Here is a 15,999-nt window from a genome sequence, read left to right as displayed (position 1 = left end):
CAGCGGACCGCCACGGCGCAACCCGGGCGCAGTGTTGCTGGCCCGGGGGTCGTATTAATGCCATGTTAACCACAGGCCACGTAGGTCAGGCCTCAAAGACCAGCTCCAGGAGGATGCGCTTGCCGTCAATTGTTACCTTGCCCGCGTTTTCGAAGTTCACGGTGATGCGCCCGCCGATGTTGGATTGCACCTGCCCCAGCCCCCAATCTGGCTCGCTGGGGTGGCGCACCAGCATTCCGGGCTCGAGGATGGCGTTGAGGTCGGCGGACATGAAAGGCTCCCGGAGGGATGGCGATGGATGAGGAATTTGACCTGGCGACGCGGATCGCCTCGCGCATCTGTCATGATCTGATAAGCCCCGTGGGCGCAATCGGCAATGGCGTGGAGCTTTTGGGCATGGCCGGGTTGCAGAACAGCCCCGAACTTGGGCTGGTGGATGAAAGCGTGAAGGATGCGCAGGGGCGGATCAAGTTTTTCCGGGTGGCCTTTGGCCGGGCGGAAGATGGACAGGGCGTGGGCGAAGCAGAAATCGTGACTACGCTGAAGGAGTACCTCGGGGGCGGGCGTGTGCGGCTGAACTGGCCGCAGCCCGGTACGGTTTCGCGCGCGGAGCTGCGTGCGGTGTTTCTTGCGATCAACTGCCTTGAGACCGAGCTGGCCTTTGGCGGCACCATAGAGGTGCGGCCCGGCTGGGAGGTGACGGCGCGGGCCGAGAGGCTGCGCGACGATGCGGCGGCCTGGGCCGCGCTGGCGCGTGGTGACGGCGACGGGCTTGGGCCGGAGCAGGTGCAGTTTGCGCTCCTGCCCCGCGCGGTGGCGGCGCTTGGACGTTCCGTCAAGGTGCAGCGCGCAGTGGGCGAGATTTCGTTGCGGTTCTGAGCGCTGGCAGGCCGGACGCCGGTGAGGGCGCCCGGTGCCGTTGGGATGCCGTGGCGCGCGGCCTAGGGGCGCGTGGTGCCGTCGCCGCTTACCAGATACTTGAAGCTGGTCAGCTGCTTGGCCCCCACCGGGCCGCGGGCGTGCATCTTGCCGGTGGCGATGCCGATCTCGGCGCCCATGCCGAACTCGCCACCATCGGCGAACTGGGTGGAGGCGTTGTGCATCAGGATCGCGCTGTCGAGCCGCTGGAAGAAGCGGTCGGCGGCGGCCTGATCCTCGGTGAGGATCGCCTCGGTGTGCTGCGAGCCATACTGCCGGATATGGGCGATGGCGGCGTCGACGTCATCGACCACGCGGGCGGCGATCTTCATGTCGAGGAACTCCTTGCCGAAGTCCTCCTCGGTGGCGGGGCGGGTGCCGGTGAGGCCCTCGGCGTAGACCTCGACACCCTTCTCCATCAGCGCATCGACGATATTCTGACCGAGGTCAATTTGACTGCGGTGGACCAGCAGGCATTCCGCCGAGCCACAGATGCCGGTGCGGCGGGTCTTGGCGTTGAGCACCACGCGCATGGCCTTTTCAGGGTCGGCGGCGGCATCGACATAGACGTGGCAGATGCCTTCGAGATGGGCGAAGACGGGCACACGGGCCTCGCGCTGCACCAGCCCGACGAGGCCCTTGCCACCGCGCGGCACGATCACGTCGATATGGGCGGTGGCGCGCAGCATCTCGGCCACGGCCTCGCGGTCGCGGGTGGGCATGAGCTGGATCGCGTCTTCGGGCAGGCCAGCCGCGCGCAGGCCCTCGACGAGTGCCGCATGGATGGCGCGGGAGCTGTGGAAACTCTCGGAGCCGCCACGCAGGATCACTGCGTTGCCGGACTTCAGGCAGAGCGCACCGGCATCCGCCGTCACGTTGGGGCGGCTTTCGTAGATCACGCCGATCACGCCGAGGGGCGTGCGAACCTTGCGGATGTGCAGGCCGGAGGGCTGATCCCATTCCTCGATGATCTCGCCCAGCGGATCGGGCTGCGCGGCGATGGCCTCGAGCCCGTCGACCATGCCCTTGATGCGGGCCTCGTCGAGCATCAGCCGGTCCATCATCGCGGGGGTCAGGCCCTTCTCGCGGCCATAGTCCATGTCGCGCGCATTGGCCTCGAGGATCGCGGGCGTGGCGGCCACGAGCGCCTCGCCGGCGGCGCGGAGCGCGGCGTTGCGGGCCTCGGGCGGCGAAAAGGCGAGCTCCGTCGCGGCGGCGCGGGCGCGCTCGCCCATCTCGGTCACGAGGGCGGGGATGTTATGCTCGACGTCTTTCATCGCGGGATCTCCATGTGTGAGGAGGGATGTAGCGTGAAGGGGGGCGTGGCTCAATGGGTCTTGGAGCCGAGAGACGATGCGCAGCCTGCGTCTGCATCCAAATTCAATTGCCGGGCAGGAACGGCAGGTCTGTCACCCCCGGATCGGCACCGATGGAGGTGAGCATGGCGTGGACCTGCCCGCGGTGGTGGGTCTGGTGGTTGAAGAGTTGCATGACGCAGACCCCCATCGGCTTGCGGTAGGTAGCGTCATAAGCCTTTGAATACCATTCGAGGTCGCCCACGAGGTCGATCTCACGCAGCGCCGCGGCCCAGATCTTGATGCGCCCGTCGAGTTGGAAGCGGGCAGCCTCCCACGCGCCGGCGGTGGGAAACCAGCCGGGCGCCTCCTTCATCGAAACCTCCGGTTCGGGGCCGCCATCGAACCGGCTGGTCCACATCATGTCACCCCAGACGAGGTGGTTCAGCGTGCCGAGGATCGAGCCGAAGAAGGCCCCGCGATCCTGCGTCAGCTCCTGGGGCGGCAGGCGGCGCACCGCGACCATCACCTGCTCGTTCTGCCAGGCATTGTAGCGGGCCATCATGCGGACCCATTCGACACCGATCATGCCAACCTCTTTGCAATTTTGCGCAAGTTTTGCCGGGGCCTGCCTGCCTGTCAATCAGCAGGCCTCACGCCCCTGCACAGCAACGGATTTCCCCTTGTGGGCAAGGCGGTCCACCGCTAGCGTTCCTCCCCGAGAGACCAACGCGAACCAAAGGACCACCACATCATGGCGCGATATCTGTCTGCTGCTGCGGCGCTTCTGCTTTCCACGACACTGACTGCCCATGCGGCTGACGAGGAGCTGCTGATTTTCGATTGGTCGGGCTTCGAAGACCCCGGCTTCTTCGGGGAATACATCGAGAAATACGGGGACCATCCCAGCTTCACCTTCTTTGGGGAAGAGGAGGAAGCCTTCCAGAAGCTGCGTTCGGGCTTCAAGGCCGACATCGCCCACCCCTGCTCGCAGTCGGTGGACAAGTGGCGGCAGGCCGGGCTGGTGGAGCCTTGGGACATTTCGAAGATCCCGCGCTACGAGACGGTTGCGCAGCAATACAAGACCGATCCGATCTTCACCGATGGTGAGGATGTGTATTTCATCCCCGCCGACAACGGCTCGACCGCGATTGCCTATAACGCCGACGAGATGAGCGCGGAGGACCTGACCACGCTTCAGGTGTTCAAGGATCCGCAATACGCGGGCCGGATCTCGCTGCCCGACAACGTGGATGACATCTATGCGCTGGCCTATCTGGCCACAGGTGTGAGCGACTGGACCAAGGCCACGCAGGAAGATTTCGAGGCCGCCAGCGCCTGGCTGCGCGAGGTGCACCCCAATGTGCGCGCCTATTGGGCCGACGGGGCAGAGCTGGCCCAGCTGATGAGCACCGGCGAAGTGCTGTTTTCCTGGGCCTGGAGCGAGACGCCCGCTTCGATGAACGGGGACGGCCACAACATCGGCTTTCAGCGCGAGGCCGAAGAAGGTTCTTCCGTCTGGTTCTGCGGCTACGTGAACCTCGTGGACGGGCCCGGCAGCGAGGAGAAGGCGCATGACTTCATCAACGCCTGGCTCTCGCCCTCCTCGGTGGAATACATCGTCAACGAATGGGGCTACGGCAACTCCAACACCGAGGAGATGGCAAAAATCTCGTCGGATACGCTGGACGAGGTGGGCCTTGGCCAGGTGAGCGCGCCGGTACTGGCCCAGCTGCCGATGGACAACGCGCTGCGCGAGCAGATGATTGCCGAGTTCGAGAAGATCAAGGCCGGGTTCTGACCGCGGTCAGCTTTGGATGCGAGCGGCGGCCTTCGGGCCGCCGTTTTTGTTTCGGCGCGGGTTTTGGGGGTCGGGTGTAGGGTGCGCCATGAATGCGCACCCTACGCGGGCGCTTCCATCGGAAGGATGCGGCCCCAGGGCGTGTCACGCGGCGCACCGACCACTTCGAAGCCGCACTTGCGGTAGGCCGCGATGGCACGGGCGTTGTCCGGGTGCGGATCGGTGCAGATGACGGGGGCCCCGGCGGCGTAGAGCGTCGCCATGTGCTGGCGGATGAAGCCCGGCCCGTGCCCCTGCCCCAGAAGGTCGGGCAGGCCGATGAACTGGTCGATCCCGCGTGATCCGGGCGGCAGATGGCGAAACGGGTGGTCGGGCCAGCCCTGGGGATCGTAGTGCTGAATGTAGGCGAAGGGCGTGCCGTCCAGCGAGACGATATGGGGCCAGTGGCGGGTCCCTGCAAGCGCCTCGGCATCGAAGGGGTCATCCGCGCCCCACCAGCGCGCAACTTCGGGCACCGCAAGCCAGCGGCGCAGCATGGGCAGATCATCGAGCGAGGCGGCGCGAAAGCCGTAGCGGCGGGGCATGGCGAAACGTTATGCCGGCACGGCCGCTTCGGGAAGTGCCGCCCCATCTTGAACCTGCCGCGCCCGCACCCCATAACAGAGCCACCATGAGGCAACCCGGCCCCCTTCCGTGATTGATACCGCATTCTGGCTGACCGCCGGCGCCATCCTGCTGCTTCTCGTCTGCTCGGCCTTCTTCTCAGGCTCCGAGACGGCCCTTACGGCTGCCTCGCGCGGCAAGCTGCGCGCCAAGGCCGACAAGGGTGAGCGTGGCGCCGAGGTGGCATTGGAGGTGACCGAAGACAACGAGCGCCTGATCGGCGCGGTTCTGCTGGGCAACAATGTGGTGAACATCCTCGCGGCCTCGCTGGCGACCTCGGTGTTCACCCGGCTCTTCGGCGATGGGGGCGTGGCGCTGGCGACGCTGGTGATGACGCTGCTGGTGTTGATCTTCGCCGAGGTGCTGCCGAAGACCTACGCGATCTCCAACGCCGAAACCGCCGCCAGCCGGGTGGCCCGGCCGATCAGCCTGCTCGTGGCGCTGCTGGCGCCCTTCGTGCGGGCGATCCAGGCCCTTGTGCGGCTTCTGCTGCGGCTTTTCGGCGTGCAGATCGATCCGGAGAGCCAGATGTTCTCGGTGCACGAGGAAATCGCCGGCGCGTTGGCGCTGGGGCACTCCGAGGGCGTGGTGCACAAGGAAGACCGGGACCGGCTTTTGGGGGCGCTCGACCTGGGCGATCGGACGGTGGAAGAGATCATGCTCCACCGCTCCCAGATCGAGATGATCGACGTGGATGCGCCGCCCGACGAGGTCTTGGCCCAGGCGCTGGAGAGCCGCCACACCCGCCTGCCGCTCTACAAGGACGACAAGGAAAACATTGTCGGCGTGATCCACGCAAAGGATCTGCTGCGCGCCATTCATCGCGCTGCCATTGCCTCGGGCGGCGCCCCGGAGGCGCTGGGCGCGCTGGACGTGATGGACGTGGCGATGGAGCCCTACTTCGTGCCGGAGACGACCACGCTGGACGACCAGATGCGCCAGTTCCTGCGGCGGAACACGCATTTTGCGCTGGTGGTGGATGAATACGGCACATTGCAGGGCCTCATCACGCTGGAGGACATCCTCGAGGAGATCGTGGGCGAGATCACCGACGAGTTCGACATCGACGAGGACCATCCGCTGCGCAAGACGGATGCGGGCGACTGGATCGTGGATGGCGCGATGACGATCCGCGACCTGAACCGGGCGAACGACTGGGCCCTGCCCGACGATGAGGCCAACACCGTCGCCGGGCTGGTGATTCACGAAGCGCAGGCGATCCCGACCGTTGGGCAGGTGTTTTCGTTCCACGGGTTCCGCTTCGAGGTGATCGCGCGCAAGGACAACCGGCTGACCCGGCTCAAGATGCGCCCGTTGATGACGCTGGTCGACTAACTCAGGCGACGGCGCCCGCGTCGGCGGGTGTTTGCTGGTGGCTGATCAGCCGCCAACCCTCGCCATCATCGACATAGGTCGAGGCGCAGAGCGCGGTGTAGCCCGGCTCGGTGCCGCGCTCGGCCTCAGCCTTGTAGGCGAGAACGGCGACTGGACCCTGCCGGGTGAAACTGCGGTCATGGAAGGTCACCGACCGCCAGCGGTCCCCCGCCTCCAGCCCTTTCATCGAGGCCTCGGCACTCTGAATCCCCACCGGGTAGGGAAACACGAACACCGCATCGTCGCGGGTCACGGTGCGCGCATAATCGGCACCGCCGGTCCAGGAGTGCTCTTCCATCTGCCAGAAGTCTGCTTCGGTCATCTCGGTCATCGGTTGGACCTCCTTCAAAGGAACAACGAGCGGTGCATGGCCCGGGTTCCGCCTCTCGGGTTCGTGAGGGGGCGGTGCGGCGCAGCCGTGGTAGCCCTTGTGCGGGATGACGCGCACACTCGTGAACAGGGAGACGACCGATGAACAAGCCGACCCGCAGCATGACGGCAAAGGACTTTCACCCGAGGCTTTTGGAGATGTACGACGGTTACGTGCACGGCAAGATGAGCAAGCGCGATTTTCTTGCCGGGGCGGGCAAATACGTGGCCGCGGGTGTAACCGCCGCCGCGGTGCTGGAGAGCCTGCAACCGAACTATGCATTGGCGCAGCAGGTCGCGCCGGACGACCCCGACATCGAGACCGACTGGGTGGAGTATGACAGCCCGGACGGGCATGGGACCATTCGCGGCCTCATGGCAAAGCCTGCGGGGGTGGAGGGCAAGCTGCCTGCGGTTCTGGTGATCCATGAGAACCGGGGGCTGAACCCCTATATCGAGGATGTGGTGCGGCGCACCGCCAAAGCCGGCTTCCTCGCGCTCGGCCCCGATGGGCTGACCCCGGCGGGCGGCTATCCGGGCAATGACGACGACGGGCGCACGATGCAGCGGGAGCTGGACGGGGCCAAGCTGATGAACGACTTCTTTGCAGGGTTCGAGCACCTGATGGGCCACGAGGGCTCGACCGGGAAGGTCGGGGCCGTGGGCTTCTGCTATGGCGGGGGCGTGTGCAACGCGCTGGCTGTGGCCTATCCGGAAATGGGCGCGAGCGTGCCCTTCTATGGCCGTCAGGCGGCGGTGGAGGATGTGCCGAAGATCGAGGCGCCGCTGCTGCTGCACTACGGCGAGCTGGACGAGCGGATCAACGCGGGTTGGCCAGCCTATGAGGCGGCGCTGAAAGAGCATGGCAAGACCTACGAGGGGCATATCTATGCCGGTGCGAACCACGGGTTCCACAACGACACCACGCCTCGGTATGACGAGGATGCCGCAACGCTGGCCTGGGAGCGGACGGTGGAGTGGTTTACGAAATATCTGACCTGAAGCAGCTCTTCGGCCCTTCGGCCCTCATCGCATATGCGAAGAAAGGCCGAAGGGCCTTGATGAGCTGCCCCGGTGTGCGCTCATCCGCCCTTCGAGGCGTCTTCGCGCTGGGTTACCGCCCCGAGAACAGCGTGCCGAAGATGCCGCGCACCAGCGCCTTGCCGGAGCGGGTGCCGAGCTGGCGGGCGAAGCTCTTGGCGAAGGCCTGGCCCACGGAGTCGGAGCGGGACGACCGCGCGCGGGTTGGCTTTGACGTGGAGCGGGACACACGGCTGCCGGAGTAGCGGCGCCCGGCCTTGAACTCGCGTTCGGCCATTTCTGCCTCTTCTTCCTGCGCCTCGGCCTCTTCCGCCTCCCTTGCGGCGGCCTCGGCCCGTTTGGCAAGCATCTCGTAGGCGCTTTCCCGGTCCAGTCTGGTGTCATACTTGCCGGCGATGGGCGAGGCGCCGATGACACCACCGCGCTCGGCGGCGGTGATCGGGCCGAGTTGCGATGAGGGCGGGCGGATGAGCGTGCGCTCGACGACGCCGGGGGCGCCCTTGCGGATGAGGAAGGAGGTCACGGCCTCGCCGGTGCCCACCTCGCGGATCGCCTCTTCGGTTTCGAAGCGCGGGTTGTCGCGGTAGGTTTCGGCGGCCTGTTTCAGCTCGCGCCGGTCCTTGGCAGTGAAGGCGCGGAGCGCGTGTTGCACCCGGTTGCCGAGCTGGCCGAGGATATCCTCCGGCACGTCGGCGGGGTTCTGGGTGCAGAAATAGACGCCGACACCCTTGGAGCGGATCAGCCGCGCGACCTGCTCGACCTTGTCGACAAGCGCCTTGGGCGCGTCGTCGAACAGCAGGTGCGCCTCGTCGAAGAAGAACACCAGCTTGGGCTTTTCCGGGTCTCCGACCTCGGGGAGCATCTCGAAGAGTTCGGAAAGCATCCAGAGCAGGAAGGTGGCGTAGAGCCGGGGCGCGCCCATCAGCTTGTCGGCGGCGAGGATATTGATGCGGCCCCTGCCCTCTGCGTCAGTCAGGAAGAGATCATCCAGCGAGAGCGCCGGCTCACCGAAGAACTGGGTGGCGCCCTGATTTTCGAGCACCAGAAGGCGGCGCTGGATGGCGCCGATGGAGGCCGTGGAGACGTTGCCGTAGCGCAGGGACAGCTCGGAGCGGTTTTCGCCGACCCAGACGAGCAGCGATTGCAGGTCTTTCAGGTCGAGCAGCGGCAGGCCCTGCTCATCGGCCACCCGGAAGGCGATGTTGAGGATGCCTTCCTGCGCTTCGGAGAGTTCAAGCAGGCGGGCGAGCAGGAGCGGCCCCATTTCGGCAACGGTGGTGCGCACGGGGTGGCCTTGCTGGCCGTACATGTCCCAGAAGGTGACCGGGAAACCGGAGTAGGCATAATCGGTGAAGCCGATTTTCGCGGCGCGTTCCATGAAGGGGCCATGCAGCTTGGCCTCTGCGCTGCCCGATTTGGCAAGGCCCGAGAGGTCGCCCTTCACATCCGACAGGAAGACCGGCACGCCATTGGCCGAAAAGCTCTCGGCAAGAATCTGGAGGGTGACGGTCTTGCCCGTGCCGGTGGCCCCGGCGATGAGGCCGTGGCGGTTGGCATAGTTCAGCAAGAGCTCCTGCGGCGTGCCATATCCCTCGCCGCCGCCGCCTACGAAAATCGAACCGCTCATATGGCCCTCCACCAATGTTTCGGACCCAACATAAAGTATTAACCTTTATCTGCCAGTCTCCATCTTGTTCGGGCCTCCGTCCTCTTGGCCCGGATTGACTTCCTCCCTGTCAGACTGGCCGCGTCACCTTGGTGACGCGGCTTTTTTCTTAGCGTGTTCAAATTCTTGAGGGGTGTTCTTTTACCTGTTGACGGCTGCGGCAAGTTGCCATAGCGTCCGGGCATCAAGTCGGCCAGTCCGGCAGGGAGAACCTAAAATAGCGGCTGACAACAGCCGCCCGGGCCGAAAATCGGACCCGCGCAAAAGGGCCTTTCGGGGCCCTTTTTCAGGTCCGGATTTCGGGGGAGTACGGCGCGGGGCGGATGCGTTCACAGCCCCGTCAGCGCCCCGGCTTTTCTCCCTGACATCCCCTGCGCCCTGTGCTAGACGGCCCCACGAATTCGAGAAGCCGAAAAAGGTTGTTGAGGATATGCAGAACCTGACGAAAGCGAGTTTCCTGGCGCTGATGATCGCCGCCACGCCCCTCTGGGCACAGGACACCGCCACCGAGGAGGCCCCCGCCGAGGAGGCCACGACCGAGGCGCCGGCTGACACCGCCGCCGAGGCTGCCGGGGAAGAGGGCACCGCCCAGACGCCGGCCCCCGGCTCCGATCTGAACATGGGCACGCCGGTCGGCGAGGAGACCTCCGGCAATGCGCCGGGTTCGGAGAATGTCAGAGAGGTCCATGGCGATTGGCAGTTGCGTTGCGCCAAGCTGTCGGAAGATCAGCCAGAGCAATGTCAGCTCTATCAACTTCTCGGCGACGGCAATGGCAACTCGGTTGCCGAGATTACGGTCATTCCATTGCCCTCCGGCGGCCAGGCCGCTGCCGGAGTGAGCGTGGTGACACCGCTTGAAACCCTCCTGACGGAACAGGTCGTTCTCGCGGTGGACGGCAGCCAGGGCCGCCGTTACCCGTATACCTTTTGCGCTGCCATCGGTTGCGTCGCCCGCTTTGGCATGAGCCAAGCCGATGTCAATGCGTTCAAGGCCGGGAACGCGGCCACGCTGACTGTGGTGCCGGCGAGAGCGCCCGACCAAAAGGTGCAGGTGAAGGTTTCGCTCAACGGCTTCACCGCCGGGTTCAACGCGCTGGCCGCGATGAACAACTGACCTCTGGCCATTCGGCCTTGCATGCGCCGCCCTCCGGGGCGGCGTTTTGCGTTTCGGAATGAAAAAGGTCTTGCCCTGAAGTGGGCTTAAGGGCGCAGGGTTTGAGAAACAGGCGCTCCCGGAGACCCGCCGATAACAAACACAACCCGCCCTTCCCCGATTCTGCGCGTTGCGCGCCTGACAGATGGCATGGCCGCCGTGCTGGGCTTCTAGCGCGACGGGCTGGGGCTTGAGGTGCTGACGGCGTTCACCGACCACGACGGGTCTGACGGGGTGATGCTCGGGCACCCTGGCTTTCCCTACGATCTGGAGTTTACCCGCAAGGCCGGCCACTCCGCCGGTCGGGCCCCGGGGGCAGGACAACCTGCTTGTTTTCTACCTGCCCGACCGGGAGGCGGGGCGCCGCCGTTGCGCGCGGATGGAGGCGGCAGACCATGCGCCGGTGGAGGCCTTCACCCCCTACTGGGACCGGCAAGGCCGCCCCTACGAGGACGCGGATGGCTATCGCGTGGTTCTGCAGAATGCCGCGTGGGACAATCAGCCCGCATCGGCCTGCAGGATCAGGCGGACGACGGGCGCGAAGAGCGGGCGCATGGCATCGGCGAGGGCCGGGGTCAGCGGTGCCCAGCGGTAGGAGAAGATGAGGCCGGCCTCGGCGGGGCTGCCTTCGGCCATGTGGTCCCAGGTATCGGGGAGGCCGGGCGGGGCTTCGAAGGTGAAGAGGTGCCAGAGCTGGGGCGCGGTGTAGCCCTCTTCCCAGGGTCGATGCCATGTGCCGATTGCCGTGGGGGCGGCAAGGCTGAGGCCGGATTCCTCCTGCAGCTCGCGGATGGCCGCCGTGGCCGGGCCTTCTCCGGGCTCGATGGTGCCTTTCGGGAGCTGGTCGCCGGTGAGCGGGTGGCGGAAGATCAGCAGCTCACGCGCGATGGCGGGGCCGCGCAGCACGGCGGCGAGGGCCTTGGGGATGGGCGCTGTCATTGCGCGAGTCTGGCGGGCGTGTCGCGGTTTGCAAGGGTCGGAGTGGGGGTTTCACACCCCCACACCCCCGTGGAGATATTTGCGGCAAGAAAATGCACAGCGGCGCATTTGAATCAAGCTGTTCTGAGTGGGCGGCGCTGGCGCTTGCCTGTTCGGCGGGAGGCCCATGTTCTGCAGTGCTTCTGGGGCGTTTCAGGGAGCCTGGCGCAGGGCGAGCACAGCGTTGAGGCCACCGAAGGCGAAGGCGTTGGAGAGCACGGTCTTGACCTTGGCGTCGCGGGCGTCGTTGGGCACCACGTCGAGGGCGCATTCGGGGTCGGGCTCTTCATAGCCGATGGTGGGGGCGATTACCCCGTCGCGCAGGGCCATGATGCAGGCCAGCAGCTCCACCGCGCCGGTGCCGCCGATCAGGTGGCCGTGCATCGACTTGGTGGAGGAGATCATCAGCTTGTCGGCGTGGGAGCCGAAGACATCGGCCACCACAGCGCATTCTGTCTTGTCATTGGCCGCGGTGCCGGTGCCATGGGCGTTGATATAGCCCACCTCTTCGGGGTTGATCCGCCCGTCACGCAGAGCCCCGCGCACCGCCCGCGCCGCGCCCTGTTTGGAGGGCATGACGATATCGGCGGCGTCAGAGGACATGGCGAAGCCCACCACCTCGGCAATGATGTCGGCCCCGCGGGCCTTGGCGTGTTCCAGCTCCTCGAACACGAAGACGGCTGCACCCTCGCCCTGCACCATGCCATTGCGGTTGGCCGAGAACGGGCGACAGGCGTCCTTGCTCATCACCCGCAGCCCCTCCCAGGCCTTCACCCCGCCGAAGGAGAGCATCGCTTCGGCCCCGCCGGTGACCATCGCGCGGGACGCGCCGGAGCGGACCATGTGGAACGCCTGCCCCATGGCGTGGTTGGAGGAGGCGCAGGCGGTGGAGACGGAATAGCTCGGGCCCTTGAGGTTGTATTCCATGCTGACGTGGGAGGCGGCGGCGTTGTTCATCAGCTTCGGGACGACGAAGGGGTGCACGCGGTTTTTACCGTCTTCGTAGACGGTGCGGTAGTTCTCGTCCCAGGTGTTCACCCCGCCGCCGGCGGTGCCGAAGATCGCCCCAGCCTCGTCGGCCAGGAGCCCGTGAAACTCAAGCCCCGCCTGGCCAATCGCCTCCTTGGCGGCGAGCATGGTGAACTGGGTGAAACGGTCATAGAGCGCGATCTGCTGGCGGTTGAAGTGCGCTTCGGGGTCGAAGTTGCGCACCTGCCCGCCGATCTGCACCGAAAGCCGCTCCACGTCGCGGATGTTGATGGGGGCGATTCCGCACTTGCCCTCGGCCATGGCCGCGAGGGTTTCGGGCACGGTTTTGCCCAGGGCGTTGATCGTGCCCGTCCCGGTGATGACGACGCGCTTCATTCCGCTGGCCCGTGGACGCGCCCGGTCAGGCCGCCTGCTCCTTCACCAGCCCCTGCACCGCCGCGACGATGGCGGCGACCGAGGAGATATCGAAATCGCTTTCGGAGGGCTCGTTCGCATTGAAGGGCACCTGGATGTCGAAGGCCTCTTCGATTGCAAAGATGCTTTCGACCAGCCCGAGGCTGTCGATGCCGAGGCTTTCGAGGGTGCTGTCCATCTTCACATCGGATTTTTCGAGCACGGCCTGCTCTGCGATGATCTCGATGACCTTGTCTTTCACTGCGTCCGACATACCGCCCACCTGTCTGTTACGCTCCGCTGCCCATTTAGTCTTTCGGGCCGGGTTTTGAAAGGTTCTTTCGCAGTTCTGTAACGTCTCGATGAAGCTTGGGCAGGCGACGCAGGCCCTTGTAGGCTTCGATAGAGGCTTTCATCTCCATCGCCGGATTGCCCAGCATGACCCGGCCCGCGGGCTGGTTGGTGCGCAGCAGTGTTCCGGCCCCTGCGATCACATCGTCGCCGATGTCGAGGTGGTCGGTGACACCGGCCTGCCCACCCAGCACCACGCGATCCCCAAGGCGGGTGGAGCCGGCGATGCCAACCTGGCCGCAGAGCAGGCAATCGCGCCCGGTGCGGACGTTGTGGCCGACCTGCACGAGGTTGTCGATCTTGGTGCCGGAGCCGATTTCGGTGGGGTGGATGGTGCCCTGGTCGATGCAGGCATTGGCGCCGAGTTCCACGTCGTCGCCAATGGTGACGCCGCCGAGGGAGTGGATGCGGGCATAGGCCTGTTGGCGCGCGTCGCCACGCTCCCCCAGCGTGCTGCGCACGGCCTCCACCGCACCCGCTTCGGGCGTGACGAAGGAGAAGCCGTCACCGCCAACCACAGCGCCGGGCTGGGCGATGAAACGGTCTCCGATGGTGACGGAATGGCCGATGCGCACGCCCTCGCGCAGCAGGCAATCGGCACCGATCTGCGCGCCTTCGGCGATGGAGGCATGTGCGGCAATGCGGGCGCCCGGGCCGATGACGGCCCCTGCCCCGATCACCGCGAGCGGGCCGATGGCCGCGCCTTCGCCGAGGATGGCGGTGGCGTCGATCACCGCCGAGGGGTGAATGCCCGGGGCAATTCGGGGGCCTGCGTCGAGCATGGCGGTCAGCCCGGCCATGGCGTAACGCGGGCGTGGCGCGAATATGACCGCGGTCAGGTTCATCGCCTGCCAGTCGGCCCCCTCCCAGACCATCGCCGCCTTCGCGGCGCCTTCGGAGAGACCTGAGGCAAACTTCGGGTCCATCGCCAGCGCCAGAGCATCCGCCCCGGCGCGGGCCGGTTCTGCGGCACGGGTGACTTCAAATGCACCATCGCCCTCGAAGCGGGCTCCGAGGGCGATGGCGATGTCTTCTATCTTCAGGGATGTCACGGTGTCAGCTTTCGACCCCGCGCAGCTTCACCCCCATGTCGGCGAGCGCGTTCCAGATCCGGGCGTCGCGGCCATAGATATCGTTGCGATAGTTCATCTGGCCCTTCGCCTGGGTGAAGGCCGTGCGGTAGATCAGGTGCACGGGCACCTGGGTTTCAAGTTTGACCGTCGTTTCGGAGCCGGTGCGCAGGCGCGAGTGGAACGTGCCCTTTGGATCGTCGGTCTGCTTTGCGAGCAGCGCATAGGCAAAGTCGAACGGGTCCGCCAGGCGGATGCAGCCGTGCGAGAAGTCCCGGACATCGCGGTTGAACAGGCTCTTGGCGGGCGTGTCGTGCAGGTAGATGTTCCACTTGTTTGGGAACATGAACTTGACCAGCCCCAGCGCGTTGCGGTTGGAGGGCGGCTGCTTCATCGTGAAGGGAAAGTTGGAGGCGTTGTAGGCGCGGAAGTTGATCGCGCCGCGCGGCACCTTGCGGCCGCGACGGTCGTAGATGTCGAGCTGGCTTTGAGCGTTGGGATTGCGCTGGAGCTGGGGGAGATACTCCTTGGTGGTGATCGAGCGCGGCACATGCCAGGTGGGGTTGATGACCATGTGCTCCATGGTGTCGGAGAACTCGGGGGTGCGCCGGTCGCCGGTGTTCTTGCCCACCACCGAGCGGGTTTCGAAGGTGACCTTGCCGTTGTCGATGATCCGGGCCTTGAAATCGGGGATGTTCACCAGCACATGGCGCTCGCCGCGCGGGCGGTTGAGCCAGCGCTCGCGCTCCATGGCCACGATCACCGATTGAAGGCGTTTGACGGGCGAAACGTTGAGCGCCGAGATCGTGCCCGGGCCGGCCACGCCGTCGGGGTTGAGCCCATGGTCGATCTGGAAGGTCTGGACGGCGCGGGTGATGGCGTCGTCGTAGCTCATCGAGGCGGAGCGGGTCATGTAGCCCATTGCGATCAGCCGGTTGCGCAGCTGCACCACGGCGGGCCCCTCCTGCCCGGGCTCCAGCGCCTTGGCCTGCACCTCGGCGCCCCAGCCGCCGTGCGCGATGGTGTGCTCCAGCTGGAGCTTGCCGCGCATGAGGCGCACGTATTCCGGGGTGCGCGGCATGAGCGTGCGGAAATACTGCACCGGGTCGGCCTTGGAAAAGGCGGTGAGCAGCGCCTTGGGCGCGCGGCGCGGGATGTCACGGACGATGCCGCTGTCGATCTTTCGGGGCTCGGTGGCGCCCGATTGCAGATCGCGGGAGAACTGCACCAGCATCTGTGCGGCCATCACCTCGACCCGGCCCCTGTCACGGGTGGTGCGGGCGGCGCCGAAGGCCGCACGCAGCTCGGCGGGATTGTAGCGGGCGGAGGGCAACCCGTGGTCATCTGCCATTTCCAGCGCGCGCAGAAGGGCCGCGCGGCGGGCGCCATCGGCCTCGCCGGTGAAGAGCGGCGCATAGTTGCGATCACGGTAGAAGGCGGCAACGCCCTCGTTACGGGCCGCAGCCTCGGCCACGGCCTGCTTGAAGGCAGTCACCTCGAAGGTGGCGGCCTCGGTGGCCAGCGCGGGCCGCGGCAGGACGGTGGTCAGCGCAGCGCAGGACAGGAGAAGGGCGGTAAGGCCGGCGTGCGCGGGGCGCAACGTCTTGCAAAGGGTCATATCGTCCTCGGGACTAAGCGTGTTTCGGCAATATTGTTACGTGCATTGTTACTCACAGATTGCCAAGCCTTCCATGATTGTCGATTCACATTTGAGTCGACTCGATGTGCGCTGACCGCGTGGTCTGACCCACCAAGCAGGATTAATCCAATCGGTTCAAGCAATTGCGGCGGGACCTTGCCGCAACAGCCTGTTGCGCCAAAGTCGCGCCGCCGCCCGGACATTTTTTCGGCTTAAGCAACGACATTTTAAGCAGTTTCCTGCCTACTGCCCCCTGAATATGCGCCGCGACAGAATTGCGCCTTGGCCGGAGAATCGC

17 protein-coding genes are annotated in these 15,999 nt (G+C 65.9%); 6 read left to right on the top strand and 11 right to left on the bottom strand.

Annotated elements, in window-relative coordinates; genetic code table 11:
• Window positions 1-85: 85 nt before the first annotated feature.
• Window positions 86-271, bottom strand: coding sequence for a DUF3553 domain-containing protein (locus tag DYI42_RS04850; protein ID WP_213544792.1), 186 nt, complete (start codon window positions 269-271; stop codon window positions 86-88).
• A gap of 23 nt (window positions 272-294) precedes the next feature.
• Here DYI42_RS04850 and DYI42_RS04845 point away from each other — a divergent pair, with 23 nt between their 5' ends.
• Window positions 295-879 (top strand): histidine phosphotransferase family protein, encoded by a 585-nt coding sequence (locus tag DYI42_RS04845; protein ID WP_213544791.1) that lies wholly within the window; start codon window positions 295-297, stop codon window positions 877-879.
• A gap of 62 nt (window positions 880-941) precedes the next feature.
• On the opposite strand, the gene DYI42_RS04840 is transcribed toward DYI42_RS04845, so the two are convergent.
• Window positions 942-2,195: a glutamate-5-semialdehyde dehydrogenase gene (locus DYI42_RS04840; protein WP_213544790.1), complete on the bottom strand. Its 1,254-nt coding sequence runs from the start codon at window positions 2,193-2,195 to the stop codon at window positions 942-944.
• 103 nt (window positions 2,196-2,298) lie between these two features.
• Window positions 2,299-2,802, bottom strand: coding sequence for a DinB family protein (locus DYI42_RS04835; RefSeq protein WP_213544789.1), 504 nt, complete (start codon window positions 2,800-2,802; stop codon window positions 2,299-2,301).
• A 165-nt stretch (window positions 2,803-2,967) separates the two neighbouring features.
• Between DYI42_RS04835 and DYI42_RS04830 the strand changes: the two genes are divergently transcribed.
• Window positions 2,968-4,014 (top strand): extracellular solute-binding protein, encoded by a 1,047-nt coding sequence (locus DYI42_RS04830; protein ID WP_213544788.1) that lies wholly within the window; start codon window positions 2,968-2,970, stop codon window positions 4,012-4,014.
• Between the two features lie 101 nt (window positions 4,015-4,115).
• Here DYI42_RS04830 and DYI42_RS04825 read toward each other — a convergent pair whose 3' ends face one another.
• Window positions 4,116-4,598 (bottom strand): GNAT family N-acetyltransferase, encoded by a 483-nt coding sequence (locus DYI42_RS04825; protein WP_213544787.1) that lies wholly within the window; start codon window positions 4,596-4,598, stop codon window positions 4,116-4,118.
• A gap of 109 nt (window positions 4,599-4,707) precedes the next feature.
• On the opposite strand from DYI42_RS04825, the gene DYI42_RS04820 reads away from it, so the two are divergent.
• Window positions 4,708-6,012, top strand: a complete 1,305-nt coding sequence (locus DYI42_RS04820; protein ID WP_213544786.1) for an HlyC/CorC family transporter — start codon at window positions 4,708-4,710, stop codon at window positions 6,010-6,012.
• Window position 6,013: 1 nt separating this feature from the next.
• On the opposite strand, the gene DYI42_RS04815 is transcribed toward DYI42_RS04820, so the two are convergent.
• Entirely contained in the window at window positions 6,014-6,382 is a 369-nt protein-coding gene (locus tag DYI42_RS04815; RefSeq protein ID WP_213544785.1) for a DUF4440 domain-containing protein, read from the bottom strand.
• A 140-nt stretch (window positions 6,383-6,522) separates the two neighbouring features.
• Here DYI42_RS04815 and yghX point away from each other — a divergent pair, with 140 nt between their 5' ends.
• Window positions 6,523-7,422, top strand: coding sequence for a YghX family hydrolase (yghX, locus tag DYI42_RS04810; protein WP_213544784.1), 900 nt, complete (start codon window positions 6,523-6,525; stop codon window positions 7,420-7,422).
• Between the two features lie 112 nt (window positions 7,423-7,534).
• Here yghX and DYI42_RS04805 read toward each other — a convergent pair whose 3' ends face one another.
• Window positions 7,535-9,088, bottom strand: a complete 1,554-nt coding sequence (locus DYI42_RS04805) for a helicase HerA-like domain-containing protein (RefSeq protein ID WP_213544783.1) — start codon at window positions 9,086-9,088, stop codon at window positions 7,535-7,537.
• Window positions 9,089-9,557: 469 nt separating this feature from the next.
• On the opposite strand from DYI42_RS04805, the gene DYI42_RS04800 reads away from it, so the two are divergent.
• Both DYI42_RS04800 and DYI42_RS24725 read left to right on the top strand, forming a co-directional pair.
• Complete coding sequence (locus tag DYI42_RS04800; protein ID WP_213544782.1) at window positions 9,558-10,241, top strand: invasion associated locus B family protein; 684 nt, start codon at window positions 9,558-9,560, stop codon at window positions 10,239-10,241.
• A gap of 418 nt (window positions 10,242-10,659) precedes the next feature.
• Window positions 10,660-10,875, top strand: coding sequence for a hypothetical protein (locus DYI42_RS24725; RefSeq protein ID WP_440870623.1), 216 nt, complete (start codon window positions 10,660-10,662; stop codon window positions 10,873-10,875).
• Here DYI42_RS24725 and DYI42_RS04795 read toward each other — a convergent pair.
• From DYI42_RS04795 to DYI42_RS04775, 5 genes are all read right to left on the bottom strand, one after another.
• Window positions 10,779-11,219 carry an NUDIX domain-containing protein gene (locus tag DYI42_RS04795; RefSeq protein WP_213544781.1) on the bottom strand — a complete coding sequence of 147 codons (441 nt, stop codon included), beginning with the start codon at window positions 11,217-11,219 and terminating at the stop codon, window positions 10,779-10,781. The two genes, DYI42_RS24725 and DYI42_RS04795, sit on opposite strands and share 97 nt — an antisense overlap.
• Window positions 11,220-11,411: 192 nt before the next feature.
• Window positions 11,412-12,623 carry a beta-ketoacyl-[acyl-carrier-protein] synthase family protein gene (locus DYI42_RS04790; RefSeq protein ID WP_213544780.1) on the bottom strand — a complete coding sequence of 404 codons (1,212 nt, stop codon included), beginning with the start codon at window positions 12,621-12,623 and terminating at the stop codon, window positions 11,412-11,414.
• Between the two features lie 25 nt (window positions 12,624-12,648).
• Window positions 12,649-12,915, bottom strand: a complete 267-nt coding sequence (locus DYI42_RS04785; protein WP_213544779.1) for an acyl carrier protein — start codon at window positions 12,913-12,915, stop codon at window positions 12,649-12,651.
• Between the two features lie 34 nt (window positions 12,916-12,949).
• Entirely contained in the window at window positions 12,950-14,044 is a 1,095-nt protein-coding gene (lpxD, locus tag DYI42_RS04780) for a UDP-3-O-(3-hydroxymyristoyl)glucosamine N-acyltransferase (RefSeq protein WP_440870622.1), read from the bottom strand.
• A 4-nt stretch (window positions 14,045-14,048) separates the two neighbouring features.
• Entirely contained in the window at window positions 14,049-15,680 is a 1,632-nt protein-coding gene (locus DYI42_RS04775; protein WP_213544778.1) for a L,D-transpeptidase family protein, read from the bottom strand.
• Window positions 15,681-15,999 lie beyond the last annotated feature (319 nt).

Origin of the sequence: Vannielia litorea, assembly GCF_018424695.1 — a bacterium.
Lineage (GTDB): Bacteria > Pseudomonadota > Alphaproteobacteria > Rhodobacterales > Rhodobacteraceae > Vannielia > Vannielia litorea_A.
Note: the sequence above shows the minus strand (reverse complement) of the source record. Positions and strands in the feature narration are given on the sequence as shown.

Bases quoted from the DNA above. Each gene is read 5' to 3' on its own strand.
- DYI42_RS04850 (WP_213544792.1), bottom strand. From the start codon at position 271: ATGTCCGCCGACCTCAACGCCATCCTCGAGCCCGGAATGCTGGTGCGC.
- DYI42_RS04845 (WP_213544791.1), top strand. From the start codon at position 295: ATGGATGAGGAATTTGACCTGGCGACGCGGATCGCCTCGCGCATCTGT.
- DYI42_RS04840 (WP_213544790.1), bottom strand. From the start codon at position 2,195: ATGAAAGACGTCGAGCATAACATCCCCGCCCTCGTGACCGAGATGGGC.
- DYI42_RS04835 (WP_213544789.1), bottom strand. From the start codon at position 2,802: ATGATCGGTGTCGAATGGGTCCGCATGATGGCCCGCTACAATGCCTGG.
- DYI42_RS04830 (WP_213544788.1), top strand. From the start codon at position 2,968: ATGGCGCGATATCTGTCTGCTGCTGCGGCGCTTCTGCTTTCCACGACA.
- DYI42_RS04825 (WP_213544787.1), bottom strand. From the start codon at position 4,598: ATGCCCCGCCGCTACGGCTTTCGCGCCGCCTCGCTCGATGATCTGCCC.
- DYI42_RS04815 (WP_213544785.1), bottom strand. From the start codon at position 6,382: ATGACCGAGATGACCGAAGCAGACTTCTGGCAGATGGAAGAGCACTCC.
- yghX (WP_213544784.1), top strand. From the start codon at position 6,523: ATGAACAAGCCGACCCGCAGCATGACGGCAAAGGACTTTCACCCGAGG.
- DYI42_RS04805 (WP_213544783.1), bottom strand. From the start codon at position 9,088: ATGAGCGGTTCGATTTTCGTAGGCGGCGGCGGCGAGGGATATGGCACG.
- DYI42_RS04800 (WP_213544782.1), top strand. From the start codon at position 9,558: ATGCAGAACCTGACGAAAGCGAGTTTCCTGGCGCTGATGATCGCCGCC.
- DYI42_RS24725 (WP_440870623.1), top strand. From the start codon at position 10,660: ATGGAGGCGGCAGACCATGCGCCGGTGGAGGCCTTCACCCCCTACTGG.
- DYI42_RS04795 (WP_213544781.1), bottom strand. From the start codon at position 11,219: ATGACAGCGCCCATCCCCAAGGCCCTCGCCGCCGTGCTGCGCGGCCCC.
- DYI42_RS04790 (WP_213544780.1), bottom strand. From the start codon at position 12,623: ATGAAGCGCGTCGTCATCACCGGGACGGGCACGATCAACGCCCTGGGC.
- DYI42_RS04785 (WP_213544779.1), bottom strand. From the start codon at position 12,915: ATGTCGGACGCAGTGAAAGACAAGGTCATCGAGATCATCGCAGAGCAG.
- DYI42_RS04775 (WP_213544778.1), bottom strand. From the start codon at position 15,680: ATGACCCTTTGCAAGACGTTGCGCCCCGCGCACGCCGGCCTTACCGCC.